The organism is Streptomyces sp. 11-1-2 (genome assembly GCF_003595545.1).
GTDB classification, from domain to species: domain Bacteria; phylum Actinomycetota; class Actinomycetes; order Streptomycetales; family Streptomycetaceae; genus Streptomyces; species Streptomyces hygroscopicus_B.
In genome coordinates this window covers 7,525,985-7,542,898 of sequence record NZ_CP022545.1, presented here as the reverse complement: position 1 = coordinate 7,542,898, position 16,914 = coordinate 7,525,985, and the positions used below count along the sequence as shown (strand labels likewise).

Annotated in this window: 16 protein-coding genes; 4 read left to right on the top strand and 12 right to left on the bottom strand. The window is 68.6% G+C overall.

Annotated features, from left to right (window positions below; genetic code table 11):
* Positions 1-240: 240 nt before the first annotated feature.
* From CGL27_RS32525 to CGL27_RS32515, 3 genes are all read left to right on the top strand, one after another.
* On the top strand, positions 241-2,469 hold the full coding sequence (locus CGL27_RS32525) for a M4 family metallopeptidase (protein ID WP_119991550.1): 2,229 nt from the start codon (positions 241-243) through the stop codon (positions 2,467-2,469).
* 358 nt (positions 2,470-2,827) lie between these two features.
* Entirely contained in the window at positions 2,828-4,459 is a 1,632-nt protein-coding gene (locus CGL27_RS32520; RefSeq protein WP_119994658.1) for a M4 family metallopeptidase, read from the top strand.
* Between the two features lie 145 nt (positions 4,460-4,604).
* Positions 4,605-6,287 carry a M4 family metallopeptidase gene (locus CGL27_RS32515; protein ID WP_119991549.1) on the top strand — a complete coding sequence of 561 codons (1,683 nt, stop codon included), beginning with the start codon at positions 4,605-4,607 and terminating at the stop codon, positions 6,285-6,287.
* A 77-nt stretch (positions 6,288-6,364) separates the two neighbouring features.
* Here CGL27_RS32515 and CGL27_RS32510 read toward each other — a convergent pair whose 3' ends face one another.
* The 10 genes from CGL27_RS32510 to CGL27_RS32465 form a co-directional block, all read right to left on the bottom strand.
* Entirely contained in the window at positions 6,365-7,918 is a 1,554-nt protein-coding gene (locus CGL27_RS32510) for a phosphate ABC transporter substrate-binding protein (protein WP_119991548.1), read from the bottom strand.
* Between the two features lie 104 nt (positions 7,919-8,022).
* The gene (locus CGL27_RS32505; protein WP_240450720.1) at positions 8,023-8,907 is read right to left on the bottom strand and encodes a hypothetical protein; all 885 of its coding nucleotides are present in this window, start codon (positions 8,905-8,907) and stop codon (positions 8,023-8,025) included.
* An 84-nt stretch (positions 8,908-8,991) separates the two neighbouring features.
* A complete protein-coding gene (locus CGL27_RS32500; protein ID WP_119991547.1) occupies positions 8,992-9,204 on the bottom strand; it encodes a hypothetical protein in 213 nt (70 codons plus the stop codon).
* A gap of 99 nt (positions 9,205-9,303) precedes the next feature.
* Positions 9,304-9,720, bottom strand: a complete 417-nt coding sequence (locus tag CGL27_RS32495; RefSeq protein ID WP_119991546.1) for a hypothetical protein — start codon at positions 9,718-9,720, stop codon at positions 9,304-9,306.
* A 308-nt stretch (positions 9,721-10,028) separates the two neighbouring features.
* Positions 10,029-10,340, bottom strand: coding sequence for a hypothetical protein (locus tag CGL27_RS32490; protein ID WP_119991545.1), 312 nt, complete (start codon positions 10,338-10,340; stop codon positions 10,029-10,031).
* 92 nt (positions 10,341-10,432) lie between these two features.
* The gene (locus CGL27_RS32485; RefSeq protein ID WP_078643797.1) at positions 10,433-11,281 is read right to left on the bottom strand and encodes a helix-turn-helix transcriptional regulator; all 849 of its coding nucleotides are present in this window, start codon (positions 11,279-11,281) and stop codon (positions 10,433-10,435) included.
* 15 nt (positions 11,282-11,296) lie between these two features.
* A complete protein-coding gene (locus CGL27_RS32480; RefSeq protein ID WP_078643796.1) occupies positions 11,297-11,812 on the bottom strand; it encodes a DUF6879 family protein in 516 nt (171 codons plus the stop codon).
* Entirely contained in the window at positions 11,793-12,059 is a 267-nt protein-coding gene (locus tag CGL27_RS52405) for a hypothetical protein (RefSeq protein WP_078647678.1), read from the bottom strand. Before CGL27_RS52405 ends, CGL27_RS32480 begins: the two co-directional genes overlap by 20 nt.
* 97 nt (positions 12,060-12,156) lie before the next feature.
* Positions 12,157-12,393, bottom strand: a complete 237-nt coding sequence (locus CGL27_RS32470; protein ID WP_078643794.1) for a DUF397 domain-containing protein — start codon at positions 12,391-12,393, stop codon at positions 12,157-12,159.
* On the bottom strand, positions 12,371-13,222 hold the full coding sequence (locus tag CGL27_RS32465; RefSeq protein WP_119991544.1) for a helix-turn-helix transcriptional regulator: 852 nt from the start codon (positions 13,220-13,222) through the stop codon (positions 12,371-12,373). Before CGL27_RS32465 ends, CGL27_RS32470 begins: the two co-directional genes overlap by 23 nt.
* A gap of 198 nt (positions 13,223-13,420) precedes the next feature.
* On the opposite strand from CGL27_RS32465, the gene CGL27_RS32460 reads away from it, so the two are divergent.
* Positions 13,421-13,750: a hypothetical protein gene (locus CGL27_RS32460; RefSeq protein WP_119991543.1), complete on the top strand. Its 330-nt coding sequence runs from the start codon at positions 13,421-13,423 to the stop codon at positions 13,748-13,750.
* Here CGL27_RS32460 and CGL27_RS50305 read toward each other — a convergent pair.
* Together CGL27_RS50305 and glgP are read right to left on the bottom strand one after the other, a co-directional pair.
* The gene (locus CGL27_RS50305; RefSeq protein ID WP_162953112.1) at positions 13,747-13,902 is read right to left on the bottom strand and encodes a hypothetical protein; all 156 of its coding nucleotides are present in this window, start codon (positions 13,900-13,902) and stop codon (positions 13,747-13,749) included. The genes CGL27_RS32460 and CGL27_RS50305 overlap by 4 nt on opposite strands.
* A gap of 267 nt (positions 13,903-14,169) precedes the next feature.
* On the bottom strand, positions 14,170-16,749 hold the full coding sequence (gene glgP / locus CGL27_RS32455; RefSeq protein WP_119991542.1) for an alpha-glucan family phosphorylase: 2,580 nt from the start codon (positions 16,747-16,749) through the stop codon (positions 14,170-14,172).
* Positions 16,750-16,914 lie beyond the last annotated feature (165 nt).

The window sequence follows — 16,914 nt, the reverse complement described above, 5'->3', positions numbered from 1 at the left end:
CGCATCCCCACAGCCTGTGGCGCCAAAGGCCAACCCCACACCTGCACCCGCTCTGCCCTGCCCTGCCCGGACGGCGACCCAGCCGCCCGGTCGTCCCGGCCGTGCCACCGTGCGGCCAGCGCAGAAGGAGTCAGCGTGAGATCCCTCCCCCAACGGCACCTCAGACCCAACGCCCGCAGATCCGGTCGCACCCCAGGCCATCGAGCCGTCGCGACCGGCGCGCTGGTCGTCGCGGCGGCGATGATCGGCGTCGGCTTCCAGAGCGGCACCGCCGCCGCCCGCCAGGACGGCGCCGCGGACCGCCCCGCCGCCCGCACGATATCCGGCGCCCCCGACCCCGGTGCCCTCCCCGCCAAGCTGTCCCCCGCCCAGCGCGCCGAGCTGATCCGGAAGGCCGACGCCGCCAAGGGCGAGGCCGCCAAGGGCCTCAAGCTCGGCGCCAAGGAGAAGCTGGTCGTCAAGGACGTCATCAAGGACGCCGACGGCACCACCCACACCCGTTATGAGCGCACCTACGCCGGACTTCCCGTCCTCGGCGGCGATCTGGTCGTCGACCGGGCGAAGAGCGGTGCGCAGCTGACCGTCGCCAAGGCGACCAAGGCCCGGCTGACCGTGCCGACCACCACCGCCGCCGTCGCGCCCGCCACCGCCGAGAAGGCGGCCGTGAGGGCGGCGAACGCGCAGGGTTCACGGAAGACCGAGGCCGAGCGGGCGCCCCGCAGGGTGATCTGGGCCGCGAAGGGCACCCCGGCCCTCGCCTATGAGACGGTCGTCGGCGGCCTCCAGGAGGACGGCACCCCGAACGAGCTGCACGTCATCACCGACGCGGCCACCGGCGCGAAGCTGTTCGAGTTCCAGGGTGTCAAGAAGGGCACCGGGAACAGCCAGTACAGCGGTCAGGTGACCCTCGGCACCTCGGGCAGCGCGGGCTCGTACAACCTCACCGACTCGGGCCGCGGCAACCACAAGACGTACAACCTCAACCGCGGCACCTCGGGCACCGGCACGCTCTTCACCGACGCCGACGACGTCTGGGGCAGCGGCAACACCTCCGACGCCGCGACCGCCGGTGTCGACGCGCACTACGGCGCCGCCGAGACCTGGGACTACTACAAGAACGTCCACGGCCGCACCGGCATCAGGGGCGACGGCGTCGGGGCGTACTCCCGGGTCCACTACAGCAGCGGCTATGTCAACGCCTTCTGGCAGGACGCCTGCTTCTGCATGACGTACGGCGACGGCTCGGGCAATGCCAAGCCGCTGACCTCCATCGATGTCGCCGCGCACGAGATGAGCCACGGGGTCACCGCGGCCACCGCCAACCTCACCTACAGCGGTGAGTCCGGCGGGCTCAACGAAGGCACCTCCGACATCTTCGCCGCCGCCGTCGAGTTCTACGCGAACAACGCGAGCGACCCCGGGGACTACCTCGTCGGCGAGAAGATCGACATCAACGGCGACGGCACCCCGCTGCGCTACATGGACAAGCCCAGCAAGGACGGGGCCTCCAAGGACAGCTGGTACTCCGGTGTCGGCAATGTGGACGTCCACTACTCGTCCGGCATCGCCAACCACTTCTTCTACCTGCTCTCCGAGGGCAGCGGCGCCAAGGTCATCAACGGCGTCAGCTACGACAGCCCGACCTACGACAACCTCCCGGTCACCGGCATCGGACGGGACAACGCGGAGAAGATCTGGTTCAAGGCGCTGAGCCAGCGGATGACCTCCAACACCAACTACGCGGGCGCCCGTGACGCCACGCTGTGGGCGGCGGGCGAGCTCTTCGGCCAGGGCAGCGCGCAGTACAACGCGGTGGCCAGTGCCTGGGCCGGGGTCAACGTCGGCACCCGGATCGCCGACGGGGTCACCGTCACCCCGCCCGGCGCCCAGACCAGCATCGTCAACCAGGCCACCAGCCTGCAGATCGCCGCGACCAGCTCCAACCCGGGCGCGCTCGGCTACGCGGCCGACGGGCTGCCCGCCGGCCTGTCGATCGACTCCTCGACCGGCCTGATCTCCGGGACCCCGACCACCATCGGGTCGAGCCAGGTGACGGTCACGGTGACCGACTCGGCCGGCAAGACCGGCACGGCGTCCTTCACCTGGGCCGTGAACACCAGTGGCGGCAATGTCTTCGAGAACACCGCGGACATCGCCATCCCGGACGCGGGTGAGCCGATCACCTCGCCGATCGCGGTGAGCCGGGCCGGGAACGCGCCGGCCAACCTCCAGGTGGGCGTGGACATCGTGCACAGCTACCGCGGCGACCTGGTGATCGACCTGATCGCCCCGGACGGTACGGCCTACCCGCTCAAGAGCGCCAGCCTCTTCGACTCGGCGGACGACGTGCGGACCACGTACACCGTGAACGCGTCCTCCGAGACCGCGGTCGGCACCTGGAAGCTGCGGGTCCAGGACATGTACGCGCAGGACACCGGCTACATCAACAGCTGGAAGCTGACCTTCTGACGGAGCCGTGAGGCTCACTCAGGACAGGCGCCGCCAGGGGTCGACCCGACTCCCCCTGGCGGCGCCTCTTCACGCCCTGACCTGGCCCCGGCCGCATGCCCTGACCTGGTCCTGGCCTGCGTTCCGGTAGCCGCCGACGCTTACACCGAGCTGTCCGGAATCCGAAGGTTGATCAGCATTCAACGAACATTTTCCCTTCGACCTGTCGTGAAACCCGTGACATGTCCGGGACTTGTGTGACAGTCTGCCGAACGCATTACGCATCAGTACCTCTTGTTCAGCACCGGGCCGCACTTCCCCGCAGCCCGGCGCTGACCCCCCACAGCAACGAGGAGATCGCGTGCGCAAGACCTTCAGCATGCCCATATCCGGTGCCGGCAAGCGGCGTTCGGTGATCGCGGCCGGTACCGTCGTCGCCGCGGCGGCCCTGCTCGCCTCGGGAATGACCACCGGCACCGCGGGTGCCGCCCCGGCCAAGTCCGGCGGCCAGCCCACGGCGCTCACCGCCTCGGCCCGCGCCGAGCTGCTCCGCGAGGCCAACGCGACCAAGGCGGACACCGCCTCGTCGCTCGGCCTCGGCGCCAAGGAGAAGCTGGTCGTCAAGGACGTCATCAAGGACGCCGACGGCACCACCCACACCCGCTACGACCGCACCTACGACGGTCTGCCCGTCCTGGGCGGCGACCTGATCGTCCACCAGGCCAAGGGCGGTGACGTCAAGAGCGTCACCAAGGCCACCAAGGCCACCGTCAAGGTCGCCTCCACCACGGCCGGGGTCGCCCCGACCACCGCGGCCAAGGCCGCCGTCAAGCTGGCCAAGGCCGACGACACCACCAAGGCGGCGGCCGACCAGGCTCCGCGCAAGGTGATCTGGGCCGCCACCGGCAAGCCCGTGCTCGCCTACGAGACCGTCGTCGGCGGGGTGCAGAAGGACGGCACCCCGAACCAGCTCCACGTCATCACCGACGCCGCCACCGGCAAGAAGCTCTACGAGTACCAGGGCATCGAGACCGGCAAGGGCGAGAGCGAGTACAGCGGCTCGGTCGAGCTCGGCACCAGCAAGGAAGGCAGCGGTTTCACCCTGACCGACGCCGACCGCGGCGGTCACAAGACCACCAACCTGGAGAACGGTGAGGAGGGCGAGGGCAAGGCGTTCACCGACGACGACGACAACTGGGGCACCGGCAAGCCGGACGACCCCCAGACCGCCGCCGTCGACGCCCACTACGGCGCCGCCGCCACCTGGGACTACTACAAGAACGTGCACGGCCGCGACGGCATCGCCGGCGACGGCAAGGGCGCCTACTCCCGCGTGCACTACGGCGACAGCTACGTCAACGCCTTCTGGGACGACAGCTGCTTCTGCATGACCTACGGCGACGGCCAGGGCAACAAGGCCCCGCTGACCGCGCTCGACGTGGCGGGTCACGAGATGAGCCACGGCGTCACCTCCAAGACCGCGGGCCTGGAGTACAGCGGCGAGTCGGGCGGCCTCAACGAGGCCACCTCCGACATCTTCGGCACCTCGGTGGAGTTCAACGTCAAGAACACCACCGACGTCGGTGACTACCTCATCGGCGAGGCCATCGACATCAACGGCGACGGCACCCCGCTGCGCTACATGGACAAGCCCAGCAAGGACGGGCAGTCCGCGGACGCGTGGTCCGACGGCGTGGGCGACACGGATGTGCACTACTCCTCCGGTGTCGCCAACCACTTCTTCTACCTGCTGTCCGAGGGCAGCGGCGCGAAGGAGATCAACGGTGTGAAGTACGACAGCCCCACCTCCGACGGCTCCAAGGTCGAGGGCATCGGGCGGGACAAGGCCGAGAAGGTCTGGTACAAGGCCCTGACCACGTACATGACCTCCAACACCGACTACCACGCCGCCCGTGAGGCCACGCTGAAGGCCGCCACGGACCTCTTCGGCGCCGACAGCGCCGAGTACAAGGGCGTGGACGCCGCCTGGGCCGGGGTCAACGTCAAGTAAAACCAGCTCAGTTACCGCACGACACTCTGCCGGTGCCCGGGGCCCGAGGCCCCGGGCACCGGTATGTTTTATCCACGGCAAAGCGGCATCTTTGTCGCGTTGGGCGGAACCTTCGCCCAACTCCCCATCACAACTGGAGATACGCGTGGATTCACGTTCGACGTCAGCGATATCCGGCATATCACGTCTCAGACGTTCGCGTACCGCCCTCGCCGCCGGAGCGGCGACCCTGGCCGCCTCCCTGCTCGCCGCCGGCGCCACCGCCGGGTCCGCGAACGCGGCCACCCCCTCGGCTTCTTCGGCCTCCCGGGCCGACGCCTCCACCGTCTCGCTCTCCCCCTCCGTCCGCGCCGAGCTGCTGCGCGAGGCGGGGTCGACCGCGGTCTCCACCGCGAAGTCGCTGGGGCTCGGGGCCAAGGAGAAGCTGGTCGTCAAGGACGTCATCAAGGACGCCGACGGCACCACCCACACCCGCTACGAGCGCACCTACGCCGGACTTCCCGTCCTCGGCGGCGATCTGATTGCCCATGAGTCCGCGAGCGGCGCCTCCCAGGGTGTCGACAAGGCGACCGACGCCGACATCAAGGTCGCCGACACCAGCGCCGCCCTCGCCCCCTCCGGCGCCGAGCGGTCCGCCCTGAGCGCCGCGCAGGCCGCGGGCGACAAGGAGACCGGCGCCAAGGCCGCCCCGCGCAAGGTGATCTGGGCCGCCACCGGCAAGCCCACGCTCGCCTACGAGACGGTCGTCAGCGGGGTCCAGAAAGACGGTACGCCCAGCAAGCTGCACGTCATCACCGACGCCGACACCGGCAAGAAGCTGTACGAGTTCCAGGCCGTCGAGAACGGCACCGGCACCGGTCAGCACAACGGCAAGGTCACCGTCGGCAGCGTCCGGAGCGGCAGCCAGTGGCTGCTGAAGGACACCGCGCGCGGCGGCCATATGACGTACAACCTCAAGCACGCGTGGGAAGACACCAAGAAGGGGTCGGCGTTCTACGACGCCGACAACGTCTGGGGCAACGGCAAGCCCACCATCGCGCAGACCGCCGCCGTGGATGTCCACTACGGCGCCGCCATGACCTGGGACTACTACAAGAAGGTCCTCGGCCGTAACGGCATCAAGGGCAACGGCAAGGCCGCGTACTCCCGCGTCCACTACGGCGACGCGTACGAGAACGCCTTCTGGGACGACGACTGCTTCTGCATGACCTACGGCGACGGCGCGGGCAACAAGAAGCCCCTCACCGCGCTCGACGTCGCGGGCCACGAGATGAGCCACGGGCTCACCTCGGCCACCGCCAACCTGGAGTACAGCGGCGAGTCCGGCGGGCTCAACGAGGCCACCTCCGACATCTTCGGCACCGCCGTGGAGTTCTACGCCAAGAACGCCAAGGACCCCGGTGACTACCTCATCGGCGAGAAGATCGACATCAACGGCGACGGCACGCCGCTGCGCTACATGGACAAGCCCAGCAAGGACGGTCTGTCCTACGACTACTGGAAGAGCGGTGTGGGCAACGACGACCCGCACTTCACCTCCGGTATCGCCAACCACTTCTTCTACCTGCTGGCCGAGGGCAGCGGCCGTAAGGTCATCGGCGGGGTGACCTACAACAGCCCGACCAAGGACGGCCGCACCGTCAAGGGCATCGGCCGGGCCAAGGCCGAGAAGATCTGGTACAAGGCCCTGTCCTCGTACATGACCTCGACCACCAACTACGCCAAGGCCCGTACCGCGACCCTCAAGGCCGCGAAGGCCCTGTACGGCGCGAGCAGCGCCGAGTACAAGGCGGTCGACAACGCCTGGGGCGGCGTCAACGTGAAGTAAGCCTCTCCGGTCGGCCGGGCGGGCGGCTCCGTGCCCGCCCGGCCGACCGGTGCCACCCGACCCGCCGGTGCCGCCCCCTACCGCCCGCCGACCGCCAGCTGACAGGCCCGCTGGTTCTCCGCCGCCGAGCAGGGCAGATGGCCGTGCTTCTCGACGAGGTTCCGCCCGGTGTCGCCCGCCAGATAGTCGAGGAACTTCGAGGTCAGGGAGTTCGGAGGCGGCGCGGTGTAGGTGTAGGCGTACTCCGGCTCCCAGAAGGAGTACGTCCGCTCCCGCACCGCGTCGACGGAGGGCTCGCGTCCCTCCAGGGCCACCAGATGGAGTGCCCCCTTGCGGGCGCTCTCCTCGGCGGAATGCAGCTCGGCGTATCCGATCGCGCCGGGTGTGCTCGCCACCGTCTTCAACACCTCACCCGTGCTGTCGAGTTCACAGCGGATGACATGGTCCCTGGTGAATTTCGGCGTCCGGCAGTTGTCGGACGTCCGGGAGATCTCGTTGCCGCCCAGCACCCGGTTCTCGAACACCCCGCGCGTTCCGGATTTCGCGTCCCGGCTCACCAGCCGCACCGGCAGGTCGGGGCCGTCGGGCAGCTGATTCCAGTTGGTGATCCGGCCGGAGTAGAGCCCGCGGAGATCCTCGAGGGAGAGATCCGATACCCGGATGTCCTTGTTCACCACCACGCTGAAGACGGACAGCGCCACCAGATGCTCCTTGAGCTGGGGGTTCCCGTCTCCGTCCGGGCCATCGGAGAAGGCCAGATACGCCGGGAAGCCGCCCTTCGCCGCCTCCCCGGCATCGATCAGCGTCTTCGTGCCGCGCCCGCTGCCCTGCGCCTCCACGGTGACCTCGGCACCACGGCAGTCACTCTGATACGCCGCGCCCACATCCTGGGTGACCGGCTTGAACGCGGTCGAGCCGACGATCGTCAGATTCCCCTCGGCACATCCGCGCGGCAGCGGATCGTCCCGCAACAACTGCGTCCCGAACGGCTGGAGAATCAGCAGCGCCAGCAGACTGCCGATCAGTCCGAGCACCCGGTTGCTGGGCCGCCGGAACTTCTCGTTGTTGCGGATCCTGCCTTCCTTGATCCGCCCGCCCACATGCGGCGGCTTGTCGGTCCCCGCGCCTGTCAGCAGCACCAGCAGCTTGAAGTGATCCCCCTTGTTCAGCGGCACTCGCGGCAGGGAGATCTCATTGCCCGCACAGACCAGCCCGGGGTTCTCAGGGGTCCCGTACTGCGGAAGGTGGCGCAGCAGATCCGGATGGCTGGGCTCGGTGACGGCCACGTCCCGCACGATCCGATTGGGAAAGGTCGCGGTGAGCCCGCGGTGGTTCGTCGCCGGTGCGGTGATGTAGTCGTCGGCGTCAAGGCTGCGGAATCCGTCGTTCTCGATCCGCAGCAGGACGAGTGAGGCCCCGGCCAGATCCGGGGTGTTCTCCAGCATCCGCAGCCGCTGATGAACCGGCCCGTCCTGAGTGCTGTCGTCTATCAACGTGTCCATCTGCACGCGATAGCCGATACGCTTCCGCCCGGGAATCAGCCGCTCGTACGAGAGCCCCCCGAGCGTGACGATCACGCCGAGCAGCGCCAGCAGATTCTCGGGCGCCGTCAACTGTTCCAGCCACTTCACGATGTCCCCCCGTGCATGCCATGGCTTCAGGGGGGCGAATGTACGCGCCAAGAACGCTTACGGGGCCGATGTGGCCCATCTCTCATGCAATGTTCGTCCCGCGTTCAACGACCGCCGTCGTGGCCCTGGGCGGAGGCTCCAACCCGGGTGAGGGCGGCGACCGTTTCACGCGGGTCGTCCGCGTGAAACCGCAGCGTACGGGCGAAGCCCGGCCCACCGAGCGGTCGCACGAACTCCACCGGTTCCGTCAGCTCCACCGTCACCGTGGTCTGGCTGCCCACCGCGAGGTCGAGCACCCCGTCCGCGCTCACCCGCACCAGCCGCCCGTCGGGGTAGCGCCGGTCGACCCGGGCGGCGGCGATGATGGCGGCCGGAACCCGCAGGTCGAACAGCGCGCCGTACCGTACGCGCAGCGAGCCGTCCGGCCCCACGACATGCGGCCGGACCACGCACGACGCGTGCAGGGCGAGGATCAGCACCACCCCGTACACATCGACGACGAGCAGGATCGCGTGCACGACCGGCCAGGGGATCACCAGCGCCAGCCCGACCGTTTCGACGACGGAGACGAAGAGCAGCCCGTACATCATGGCCGTCTGGGGCCCGGTGTACGCGGCGGCCAGCGCGCCCTCGGGGACCTGGTGGCGGCGGCGCAGCACCCACAGCCCGAGGCTGTACAGGGCCCGGATCTCATGCGCGATGAGCCTGCGCGCGACCACCGGGACCGCAGTGCGCAGCGCGCCTCGCACGGCGTCCCGCCGCCCGGCCCCGGCCCGTCGCCGGAGCGCATACAGCCGCCACAGAACGACGGCCTCCAGCGCGAGCACGGTCACCACCAGCGCCTCGGCCCCTACGAGAATCGCTCCGGGTATCCGTACGCCTGCCACCACACACACCGCGACGGCCGCCTCGGCGGGCAGCACCGCCCCCACCGCCACCCGCGCGGCCCGCAGGCCCATGACGGCCTCGCCGCCCTCTCCGATACGCATGACGCCAGTAGAAACCCTGCCGCTACGACAAGGTCAACCACGGCCGGAACGGCCGACCGGCGGTGCCGGCCGCCTCATGAAGGGTCAGTCAGGCAAGGGCAGGCGGATGACGGGGTCGAAGGGGCGCTTTTGGAATCCGGTCCGCAAATTGCGACAGTCCGGCGCCTTGCACATGAAGAACTCCTCGACCGTCTTTCGGCCGGTCCGGTTCTTCAGCCAGGCTTTCTCCTCGGCAGTGAGACGACGGTGCGGCTCGTCAGCTCCACACGTGTAGCAGTACATCTTCTGCTCTCGCACGGCACCTCCTGAAACGGGCGGACAGCCAAACCGTGAGCATATAAGCCGCATTGGGCGAAGGACAGCACCCAACCGGACAACTCGGACGATGACCTGGGCTCAGGTGGTGGCACCGGCAGGACAGGCAATCTCCGGGCGCAGACGGTGCGGACTGCAGGCGATCAGGCACACGGACAGGAATCTCTGTCCGGTGAGGTACCAGCCGCCGACCACGTCCTCACCACTCGCCACCCGTTCGACCAGGCGACCGATCACGTCGCCGAGCCGGGTGGCGTCCCGGTCACACTCCGAGGCGAACGCCGCAGCGGAAAGCCGCACTTGCCGACCGAACCATTCGGCTGCCTGCCGCGGATCACTCCACGTCCCTTGGATGAAGGTGGCCGGCTTGAGCAGCCAGTGGGCACATTCCAAGGGAACGACCTTGCTGGATCTGAACTCCGGATGCAGGGGACGCCGCGGGCCATCCCTGAGTAATTCGTGAGCGGACCCCAGCCAGGAGTAGCCGTGATGGTGCATGTGCTCGCTCTCTCGGTGAGAGCGGCCCTCAACGGGGGTGAGGGCCGCCCGCCTACATCACCCGACTACTGACGGCCGCAGCCGTCACCGTCACCACATCCGCCCTGCTGACCACCCTCGGTCGGCCCGTCGTCCTCCGGATCGTGTCGGAGGACGCCCTTGAATCCGCGTAAGCGCATCGAGATGATTCCCTTCGGTGCTGCCGACGCGAGGGCTTTCCTCGCGCCGTCGTGCACATGCACCCGTTCCGCGCTGGGCTCGACCTGCCAGGGCTCCGGTCCAGCCGGGACGGGGGTCTCAGAGACGGCTCACCGAGTGGTGGCCTTCTTGGTCTGCTCCTCCAGAGCGGCACGCATGAGGATTTCCGCGAGCCGGTCCGCACTGTCGAGCGGGATACGGCCGAGGGCGACCATGGGGTGGTCCGAGACCGTCACCTCGCCCCGCAGGACGGGCCAGAACAGGGCATCGTCCTTTTCGCCGTGCGGCATGGGCACATCCGGGGTGAAGCCGAGACGGCCCAGAGCTTGTCGCAGCAGTTCGGCGACCGCCCTTGCTTCGGCTCTGGCCGACCGGTGACGTGCGGAGCGCATGGCGTCGATGTGTTCTTCGGTGATTTTCATGGCACGCAGCTCCCCGCGAGTGTGAGTGACGGAAACGCTACGGAGCGAATCAATGCCTGCTCAACGAGGTTGCTCGAAGTTGCTCGGGGATCTCAGCCGAGCGAGCCAGCCGCCGAGGAGATAAGCGCTCGTGCCGCCGCACCGTAGACCGCATGTTCGGTCAGCTCACCGAAAGCCTGGGCATACATCGCGATCTCGCCTGGCTGGGTGACCGTCAGGAAGCCGGAAACCAGCTCGACATTGACCTCGGACACGTCAAAGATCCAGAAACTCTCGACCGGCCAGCGAACCCGATCCGGCCGCATGGGAACCACGCCCACGCTGACGTTGGCCAGCGAACTGATGGCAAGGAGGTGTGCGAGTTGCTCTGCCATCGTCTCCGAGCCTCCGATACCAGAGCGCAATACGGACTCCTCGATGAGGAAGGCGAAACGACGCTCGCTGGTATGCAACAAACGTTGACGTTGCATACGGATGGCCACGGCAGCCTCGACGTCATCCACAAGCCCACGGCGCTCACGGATGGCACACAGCGCCGCCGTCGTATATGCGCGAGTCTGGATCAGCCCAGGGATCAGCCAGGATGAATAGACCCGAAAGCGAGCGGTGCGCTCGTACAGCGGCAGACGCTCCTCTTGAGCGCGACGGAGGCCCGCCCGCTCCATACGGCGCCACTCAACCCACATACCTTGCGCAGTGCGGAGCGACGCGATCAGATCTGCCGTCTGTTCCGGCACACCGCAATGTTCTGCCCAGGACCGGATGTCGTCCGGCGAAGGGGAGGTCTTGGCATGCTCGATCTTGCTGATTTTGGACGGGTGCCAACCGCAGAGAGCGGCGAGCGCTCGCCCGGTCAGCCCCGCGTCATCGCGGATCTCACCAAGGCGAGCGCCAAGGGCTTGTCGCGCCTGTTGTGCGCTGGACGAAGGAGACGCGGACATGGCCAACGGTTTCGCTCAAATCGGCCTGTACTCCGCATGCGGTACGGCACGCTCCCAGACGGCCTCGAACGCCGATCCACACAGTTTTGCCACTGCGGGTTCGGTCCGCACATCCATACTCGTCGCAGGGTCCCAGTTGCCGTTGCCATCGAAGTGATTGAAGATCACGATCTCATCGTCGATGACCCAGCAGTCCGCACCCGGCAGGGCCAGATCTGCCGCCTTCCTTCGAGGCAGCCACCGGACCTCTTCGCCAGCCGCGATGTTGTGGCGCCCAGTCACGTCGTACTCGAACTTGATGTATTCGCTGACGGGTTCGGAGACGATACGGGCCCGCCTCATCCGAACGCCTCGGGCCGTGGTTGCCACCACCACGTCGAACCAGCTTCGCCACCGCTCGACGGGGTCGAAGTGCACACCGGCGCGCCAGTCGGCGAAATCAGGGTCGTCGGGCGTGTAGATGTCGCGCAGCTCCAGATGAACTGCCGAACGCCGCGCGGAAGCCAGAGCTTCACGTACCGCCGTTGCCACTTTTGACCTCGCTATCAGGCTGAGGGATGAACTGGCGCATGTTTGCCGGGAGTCGGATCACCGTCTCGTGGTCGGGCACGTCGGTTGTGTGACCAGGAACCGACCCCACCTCCTGGCACTGCCTGAGCGTTGCGTCGTCCGCCTTCCACGACTGGATGACTAGATCACCGGAATCCTCGTCCAGCCAAATGGTGGGCGAGCCGTCGTTCGGAGTGTTCGGGTAGATCCCCAAGAACCTTAGTGCCACGGCCGCCTCCTGTGCCGAGTCGCTCACCGACACGACGACTCTCCGCTCGCGTGAAAGCCCGGTCAAGGTCGCAGAGGCGCCGAAGCAGGCGCGCGAATCAGGACTCGGGGAAATGGTCAAATCGGCCCGCCTTGACGGCGCGTATGAAGGCTCTCAGGCGCGCCCGGGTAGTCGACAAGATGGCATCGGGCTGCTCGCTCTCGCGGAGCAATATCGTGTTGTGCTCCCCTTCTGCGACGTTCACGCACGAGGCTGATTCCTGGCAGTAGGAGGACTGCCGCCATGACACCGGGTTCACGTGCTGCTCCTTGTCACAGTTCCTGGATGAGGCCATGGATGAAGTCGCGGGACTCATCCGGCTCCAGAGCGATGGCCTCCATCTTGCCGATCACCAACCGATACTTCTGCAACTGGGCTTCCGCGTCGAGCAGGAGGGAGCCGTGCGCCTGTTCCAACAGGATCGTGTCGAGTTGGGGTACGGGGCCGGAGAAGTAGTTGATCGACTGGCCGGACCCGGCAAACGTGCCGTTACGGAACGGGACCACCCGGATTGTGATGCGATCCCGTTCGCTCATGTAAAGCAAGTGCCTGAGCTGCGCTCGGGACGTTTGTGGCCCGCCGAAGGGCATACGGAGGGCGGCCTCGTGGATCACCGCCTTGCACGGTGTGGGACGTTCGCCATAGAGGATGCGTTGTCGCTTGATGCGGTGCGAGACGCGGTCTTCTACATCCGGCGGCGGGAGCACGGGCACCCCTTCGGCGAAGACGGCACGGGCGTGATCGACGGTCTGGAGCAGGCCCGGGATGTGGAGCACGGTAGCCAGCAACAATGCCGCCGCGTGGTGTTCCAACTCGGCCAGGTCGAGCTGTCCGGGAGACAGCAGCTCCCGGTACTCCTCCCACCAGCCGCGCTTCCGCTTGCCGGTCATGGCGATGAGCGCGGCGATCAGGGCCTCGTCGCCGCATGCGTAGTTCCCGGCCAAGGTGCGGATGCTGCGCTCGCTGAGGCCGAAGCGTCCAGTCTCGATGTTGCTGATGCGGGCCTGGTTGGCCCCGATCAGCTCGGCGGCCTCCCGGGTGTTGAGGCCCGCGCGCTCGCGGAGCTTGCGCAGCTCAACTCCGAGGCGTAGCTGACGTGCGGTCGGAGTTGTCCTTGGCGGCATGCGGTCCTCCACGGTCGCACAGGTGGTGCAAGGGTCACTGGAACGAATTCAAGGTTAGAGACTTCTCGATGCACCGTAGAAGTAATTCAACCTTTCGCTCTACGCTGTGATCCAGGCCACCTTCTGGCCGCAGTTCCACAGCTGCCGCACGCCTGGCCGACATCCGGCCCAACTCCACCTCCCAGCAAGGAGACACGCATGGCCACGGTATCCCCCGACCAACCCGCCTCCGCCCCCTTCGACCTCGGCAAAGAGCTTCGCGCCCTCGTCCTCGCCACCGCACCCCGCCTCTTCGCCGTGGCCCGGATCCACCCGTACGAGGACACCGGAGAAGCCGACGTGGAGATCGCGGCATGGGGCATGGCCTACGAGGAGGGACGTACCGAAGTGGTCGGCCCGGGGCAGCGGTTGGTGCTGGCCTCGCCGGAGCGGGTGGAGGCGTGGTTCTCCCGGGACGGAGTCACCGCCCAGCTCGTGTGGCTCGCCCCGGCCACCGCCGCCTCGCTCGGCCCTGACCTGGCTGCCTAGCCATCGTCGCCCCCGCGCCATGTGGCCCGGACCCGGCGCCATGCCTCGATGACGGCCGGGATCTTGGACAGGAGCTCTGCTGACAGGGTCAGTACCAGTCCGGCGAGGCCGAAGGCCGCGAGGACGAGCAGGGTGACGGTGTCCCAGTCCACCAGTTCTCAACCCTTCGATCGGGTGGTCGAACCGATGGCCCGGCAGGCAGCTCAGCCCGACCACCTCTTGCGGTGGTCAGCTGAGGTCCTGCCGACGTCCAAGATCTCAATACGAACAGACGGAGAGCATCGCCCTCCGGGACCGTCGGCAATTCCGGCCACCGCATAGGCGGCGGCCGGCTTTTTTCGTGCACCCCGAGACGTCGGGCATGGGATGGCACTTTCCCCCGTGCCGGACGGTCCACGGTCAGTTTAGCCGCCGAAGGCTCAACGCATCAGGACTCCCGCCGCCTCGGTCATGGAATCGCCGGGCAGCGCAGTGAGGCCCAACTCGGCCGCGGAGGCCAGGAGGTGGTGGGTGGGGAGGATGCGGACCGTGTAGCCGAAGGGGCCGGTGCGGTCGAGGGCCAGGGGGCCTTCGTAGAGGCGGCGGCCTTCGGCGTCGGGGCCCGTGGTGGGTTTGAGGGGGACGTGGGTGGCGTCGGTGATGCGGTCGGTGTCGTCGACCCGGCCCGCCACCGCCTGGACCTCCACGTCCGCCGGGGCCAGTCCGGCGAGGCGCACCCGGACCCGCAGGGAGAGCGTCGAGCCGAGTTCGGCGGCGCCGCCGGGGGCGGGTGGGGTGAGCTGGGCCTCGACGTGGTCGACGGTGACGCCCGGCCAGGCGTCGCGGATCCGGGACTTCCAGGTGGCCAGTTCGGCTGCTGCCATGGGGTCCAGCGCGCGGTGGGAGCGGGCGGCCGGGGCGTAGAGCCGCTCGACGTATTCGCGCACCATGCGGCCCGCGAGGACCTTGGGGCCGAGGGTGGTGAGGGTGCGGCGGACCATGTCGATCCAGCGGCCGGGGAGGCCGGCCGGGCCGCGGTCGTAGAAGCGCGGGGCGATCCGCCGTTCCAGCAGGTCGTAGAGAGCGGTGGCCTCCAGGTCGTCGCGGCGGGTCTCGTCGATGGCGTCGCCGTCGGCGGTGGGGATGGCCCAGCCGAAGTCCGGGTCGTACCACTCGTCCCACCAGCCGTCGAGGACGGAGAGGTTGAGACAGCCGTTCAGGGCGGCCTTCATGCCGCTGGTGCCGCATGCCTCCAGCGGGCGCAGCGGGTTGTTGAGCCAGACGTCGCAGCCGGGGTAGAGCTGCTGGGCCATGCCCATGCCGTAGTCGGGCAGGAAGACCAGGCGGTGGCGCACCCGGGGGTCGTCGGCGAAGCGGACGAGTTCCTGGACCAGGCGCTTGCCGCCGTCGTCCGCCGGGTGGGCCTTGCCCGCGACGACGATCTGGATCGGCCGCTCGGGGTGGAGCAGCAGCTCCATCAGCCGGTCCGGGTCGCGCAGCATCAGGGTGAGCCGCTTGTAGGAGGGGACGCGGCGGGCGAAGCCGATGGTGAGGACGCCGGGGTCGAGCACCCCGTCGATCCAGCCGAGCTCGGCGGTGCCCGCGCCGCGCTGCCGCCAGGAGTCGTACAGCCGCTGCCGGACCTCCGTGACCAGCCGCTTGCGCAGGGTGCGGCGCAGCTCCCACAGCTCGGCGTCGGGCAGGTGGCCGAACTGGCGGGCGCCGAGCCGGGTGACCTCGGGGGCCGTCCAGGTGGGTGCGTGCACCCCGTTGGTGATGGAGGTGATGGGCACCTCCTCGGGGTCGAAACCGGGCCAGAGCCCGGCGAACATCTCCCGGCTGACGCGGCCGTGCAGGGTGGACACCCCGTTGGCGCGCTGGGCCAGGCGCAGCCCCATCACCGCCATGTTGAAGAGGTTGGGCTCACCGCCGGGGTAGGTCTCCATGCCGAGGGCGAGGACCCGCTCGACCTCGATTCCCGGCAGCTCGGCGTCGTCGCCGAAGTGGCGGGCGACCAGCTCGCGGTCGAAGCGGTCGATACCGGCGGGCACGGGGGTGTGGGTGGTGAAGACGGTCCCGGCCCGCACCGCCTCATGGGCGGTGCCGAAGTCGGCCCCGTCGGCGATCAGTTCGCGGATGCGCTCCAGGCCCTGGAATCCGGCGTGGCCCTCGTTGGTGTGGAACACCTCGGGGTCGGGATGGCCGGTGAGCCCGCAGTACGCGCGCACGGCGCGGACGCCGCCGATGCCCAGCAGCATCTCCTGCAGCAGCCGGTGCTCGCTGCCGCCGCCGTAGAGCCGGTCGGTCACCTCGCGCTCACCGTGGCCGTTCTCCTCCACATCGGAGTCGAGCAGCAGCAGCGGCACCCTGCCCACCTGGGCGTGCCAGACGCGGGCGTGGAGGGGACGGCCGCCGGGCAGGGCGAGCGGGATCCGGACGGGCCGGCCGTCCGCCTCGCACAGCTGGGTGAGCGGCAGCTCGTTGGGGTCCAGGACCGGATAGTGCTCCTGCTGCCAGCCCTCGCGGGAGAGCGACTGCCGGAAGTAGCCGTGGCGGTAGAGCAGTCCGACACCCATCAGGGGCACGCCGAGGTCGCTGGCGGCCTTGAGGTGGTCACCGGCGAGGATGCCCAGCCCGCCCGAGTACTGGGGCAGGGCGGCGGTGATCCCGAACTCCGGCGAGAAGTAGGCGATCGCGGCGGGCAGTCCGGAGGGTGCGGCGGTCCGCCCCTGGTACCAGCGGGGACCGGTCAGATAGTCGTGCAGATCGTCCGCGGCCGCCGTAAGACGCCGCAGGAAGGAGCGGTCCTCGGCGAGGTCCGCGAGCCGGGAGACGGGCACAGCGCCCAGCAGCCGTACCGGGTCCCCGCCCGACTCCCGCCATCCCTCGGGGTCCACGGACTCGAAGAGCTCGCGGGTCTCGGGATGCCAGGACCAGCGCAGATTGCGCGCCAGCCGGTTGAGCGGTCGCAGGGGCTCCGGAAGGACGGGACGCACGCTGAATCGACGAATGGCCTTCACCCTCCGACGGTAGCGGCCGAGGAGTCCCCGTTTCGGCTGTTTCGCCCCGCTCCCGAGAAGTCGGCCGGAAGGCGGCAACCTTTCCGGCCAAGGGGGCGACTAGGGGGCACACCTTCCCCCCATGCCTTGGAGGACCACGTGCGCTCTCGGGACAGTTCGCACACT

Excerpts from the sequence above, each read along its gene's own strand:
- CGL27_RS32465 (WP_119991544.1), bottom strand. The coding sequence starts at position 13,222 with ATGCCGCCAAGGACAACTCCGACCGCACGTCAGCTACGCCTCGGAGTT.
- CGL27_RS32495 (WP_119991546.1), bottom strand. The coding sequence starts at position 9,720 with ATGCACCATCACGGCTACTCCTGGCTGGGGTCCGCTCACGAATTACTC.
- CGL27_RS32520 (WP_119994658.1), top strand. The coding sequence starts at position 2,828 with ATGCCCATATCCGGTGCCGGCAAGCGGCGTTCGGTGATCGCGGCCGGT.
- CGL27_RS32460 (WP_119991543.1), top strand. The coding sequence starts at position 13,421 with ATGGCCACGGTATCCCCCGACCAACCCGCCTCCGCCCCCTTCGACCTC.
- CGL27_RS32490 (WP_119991545.1), bottom strand. The coding sequence starts at position 10,340 with ATGAAAATCACCGAAGAACACATCGACGCCATGCGCTCCGCACGTCAC.
- CGL27_RS32470 (WP_078643794.1), bottom strand. The coding sequence starts at position 12,393 with ATGGCCTCATCCAGGAACTGTGACAAGGAGCAGCACGTGAACCCGGTG.
- CGL27_RS32505 (WP_240450720.1), bottom strand. The coding sequence starts at position 8,907 with ATGCGTATCGGAGAGGGCGGCGAGGCCGTCATGGGCCTGCGGGCCGCG.
- CGL27_RS32525 (WP_119991550.1), top strand. The coding sequence starts at position 241 with ATGATCGGCGTCGGCTTCCAGAGCGGCACCGCCGCCGCCCGCCAGGAC.
- CGL27_RS32485 (WP_078643797.1), bottom strand. The coding sequence starts at position 11,281 with ATGTCCGCGTCTCCTTCGTCCAGCGCACAACAGGCGCGACAAGCCCTT.